We start from the raw sequence: 260 nt of genomic DNA on the forward strand, positions 1-260 counted from the left end.
TGAAACGTTCCGGCCAGGCGTTCGGCCCTTGATTAGCGTCATCAAGATGAAACAGCAATCGCTGACCCAGCGCACGTAAATCGCCAGCCCGCTCTTTGAGATAGTTATCGCTTAGCGCGGCAAACTGTTCGGCAAATTTTTCAATGACCGTTTTTACCGCCCACTCTGCCACCGAGCCTTTATCAACCTCGGCAAACAATTCGCGACGCAGCCGGGTGTCCGAAAGCAGGTGCGAGTAAAGATCGAAAATAGCCGCCGTT

The 260-nt window shown here is 53.1% G+C and carries 1 protein-coding gene; it reads right to left on the reverse strand.

All coding sequences use genetic code 11. The features are described 5' to 3' along the window. A partial coding sequence (locus tag SB764_RS41795) for a phosphoenolpyruvate-utilizing N-terminal domain-containing protein (RefSeq protein ID WP_410867006.1) occupies nt 1-260 on the reverse strand: 260 nt, incomplete at both ends.

Source organism: Paraburkholderia sp. SIMBA_027 (assembly GCF_046535315.1).
Taxonomy (GTDB): Bacteria; Pseudomonadota; Gammaproteobacteria; order Burkholderiales; family Burkholderiaceae; genus Paraburkholderia; species Paraburkholderia tropica.